This window comes from Azotobacter armeniacus (genome assembly GCF_054779355.1).
The window spans coordinates 1-2,649 of sequence record NZ_BAAGYK010000024.1 but is presented as its reverse complement, the minus strand read 5'-3'; the positions used below and the strand labels follow the sequence as shown (position 1 = coordinate 2,649).

At 64.3% G+C, this 2,649-nt stretch carries 3 protein-coding genes; all 3 read right to left on the bottom strand.

Features of this window, described 5'->3' with window-relative positions:
- Positions 1-424: 424 nt before the first annotated feature.
- Genes ACYVD0_RS05505 through ACYVD0_RS05495 form a run of 3 tightly spaced genes read right to left on the bottom strand, consistent with a single transcriptional unit; the run spans position 425 to position 1,783 of the window.
- Positions 425-700, bottom strand: a complete 276-nt coding sequence (locus ACYVD0_RS05505; RefSeq protein ID WP_460425876.1) for a type II toxin-antitoxin system RelE/ParE family toxin — start codon at positions 698-700, stop codon at positions 425-427.
- On the bottom strand, positions 700-894 hold the full coding sequence (gene relB, locus ACYVD0_RS05500) for a type II toxin-antitoxin system RelB family antitoxin (protein ID WP_460425875.1): 195 nt from the start codon (positions 892-894) through the stop codon (positions 700-702). Before relB ends, ACYVD0_RS05505 begins: the two co-directional genes overlap by 1 nt.
- A gap of 34 nt (positions 895-928) precedes the next feature.
- Positions 929-1,783, bottom strand: a complete 855-nt coding sequence (locus ACYVD0_RS05495) for a replication initiation protein (RefSeq protein WP_460425874.1) — start codon at positions 1,781-1,783, stop codon at positions 929-931.
- Positions 1,784-2,649 lie beyond the last annotated feature (866 nt).

Genomic DNA, 2,649 nt, shown 5'->3' with positions numbered 1-2,649 from the left:
AAGGCTCGCCGCAGGCGACCGCATAGCGGCTTGGCCTTGACGGCCAGGAGCGACCAGACGCTTCGGGCTGGTGGCTGGGGATGCTCTTCCCCCAGCCGCCTGCCTCGCGGCGAGCAGTCCCCGAAGGGCCGCCGGAGGCGCTTAGGAGCACGTGAATATCTCGCGGGCTTGTGGCCCGTAGGTCGCAATGACGCGCTCGATGCCCTCTGGATAAACAACCAACAAAAAACCCATAAATAGCCTACAAACAGCCAATAAACGACCTACGTAGCACCCAGATCACTGTCATGGCTCAAGAGCTAGATAGAGCACAGGCACGCCAGGGATGTATACACATCCGCGAGCCAAAGGGTGCCCCTTTGAAACCCGAACCCTGCGCCTCTACGAGTCGAAAGAGCTGCAGGATGGCCCCAGCCAGTATGGTCTAGGGGTACTCCTGCCGGGCGTGCAGGACGTTCACGACCTCGATCCGTTCGGCAGTCACCCGGTAGACCAGAACGTAGTTTGGGTGAGCCACCACCTCGCGAGTGCCTGGCACGCGCCCGGAGCGGTACAGGTAGGGGTGTTCGGCCAGGGGCAGCACGGCCGACTCCAGGCGATCCTTGAGCCGGCGAGCGGCCTGGGGATCTTCGTTGGCGATGTAGCGGATGATTTCTGCCAAGTCGGCTCTGGCGCTGCTGCGCCAGATGATCGGCAGCATCAGGCGTTGCCTCGGCGGCGAGCCTCGGCCTGGGCGATGATGGCCTCCATTTCGGCCATCACCTGGTCATGCGGGATGCCCGGGCGCGGATCGTCCAGCGACGCCTGCACCTTGGCGCGGAACCAGCGGTCATAGCTGGCTGCCTGCTCTTCGGTCTCGAACTCGGACACGATGGGGGAAAGCTTGGCGCTCATAGGGGGCCTCCGGTGTGATATCGGGGAGTCTACCTCAGTCGGTGACCTCGGCCTCGCGGTTCAGGCGGGCGCGGAGGGCCTCCCAGGACTCACCAGGACGCGCCAAGTTGCGAATCTCGTCGTCAGTCGGCGTGCCGCCCCTGCGCTTCGCTGTGGCCTTCCTAGGGGCCTTCCCGACCGCGACCGCCTTGGCGGGCTTCTTCGGCCCGAAGTCGAACACCAGATGCGTGACACGCCGGCCGGTCTTGCGTTGCGTCCAGGAAAGCGACAGAGGGCTGTGCTCGTTGATCTGCTCCACGGCCGGCTCGATCACCCAGCGTCGCAGGTCGGCCATCAGCGGGTAGCGATCCTCCAACTGGAGCCAGCGGCGCAGATCGTCCAGGGCGACCTCTCGGCGGCCTTCTGGCCACTGCGCCAGTAGCTCGTACAGGCGGATGCCATAGGCGCTGGTCATCTTGGCCACGTCGGACAGCGCGTAGCGTGTGAACTCGCGCTGGAGGCCGGTCAGGTAGGGGAGGATGTCCTTGCCGAAGCGCAGCTCGATGCGGCCCTCCTGGTCGATGTAATCGACCGACTGCACCCAGCAGGTGACGCGGCGGCGTCTGGAGCGAATGGTGACCCCATCCGGTTCCAGGATCAGAGTCACTCGGCGCGTCTGCAGGCGCTCAGCCGCGCTCTGGAGGTCACGGTAAGCCGTCTTCGGATCAGTACCGCACAGCTCCGCTATCTCGGCGGCCGTGACGCTGTACAGCACCGCGTCGGTGATTGGCTGGTCGCGGCGCACCTGGGAGATAGCGGAGAGGATGACACGCTGCTCTGCAACGCTGAGGCGGTACGACGCCTCGATGATGTGGTTCGACTTCACGACAAGCTGACGGTCTAGGTCCATGACTCCCCCCTTATTTATGAGAAATCTACGCCTCTCACATTAAACCGTCAATCCCTCCACATTAAACCGTCAATCCCTCCACATTAAACCGTCAATCCCTCCACATTAAACCGTCAATCCCTCCACATTTAGATGCTAGAACCCGCGCCGTTCGCGGCCTCCAGCCGTCCTAAAAGTAAAAAGTAAAAAGTAAAAAAGCGCGCGCGAGGCGCGGGGCACCCCTGCGGGGCACCCCTGCGGGGTTCCCCCACCGCTACGCGGCGGCTCCCCCTCCGGCTGAAAATGCCCTCCTTCGTCGGATGCTCTCTAGAGGCGCAGGAACCCAGCTACGGCGCCCCCATGAGAGGCGCGGAGCGGTGCGGCGAAGAGCGAGAGGGGGGGAATGCAGGATAGGTAGTTCACCGGTGAACTACGCGCGCACCCCGTGCGCCTCCTGCCCCCTCTCTCCGGACCCGATGCCCGACCCATGGCAGCTCCGCACCGGCCGGCGCTTGGCTGGCCCTACCAACCGCGGACTAGGTTGAGCCAAGCACCGGCATCAAGGCCGTGCGCAAGGTGACGACCAGGTGCCGGCACAAGTGCCTAGCGGCACTGGTAGGCAGTGAAAGGGGCAGGCGAGCGTGCGGATAGCTCCGCGACCATCCTGTAGCCTCCTAGGAGGCCCGTGGAGGCCCGTGGAGGCGTTTTCAGGCGGTTTGGTATGGGTATGCATGGGTTGGCAGAGAAACGCGCTCTGAGAGGCTCTGAGGAGCTATGGCGGTCAAGGCTCGCCGCAGGCGACCGCATAGCGGCTTGGCCTTGACGGCCAGGAGCGACCAGACGCTTCGGGCTGGTGGCTGGGGATGCTCTTCCCCCAGCCGCCTGCC

Bases quoted from the DNA above. Each gene is read 5' to 3' on its own strand.
- ACYVD0_RS05505 (WP_460425876.1), bottom strand. From the start codon at position 700: ATGCTGCCGATCATCTGGCGCAGCAGCGCCAGAGCCGACTTGGCAGAA.
- relB (WP_460425875.1), bottom strand. From the start codon at position 894: ATGAGCGCCAAGCTTTCCCCCATCGTGTCCGAGTTCGAGACCGAAGAG.
- ACYVD0_RS05495 (WP_460425874.1), bottom strand. From the start codon at position 1,783: ATGGACCTAGACCGTCAGCTTGTCGTGAAGTCGAACCACATCATCGAG.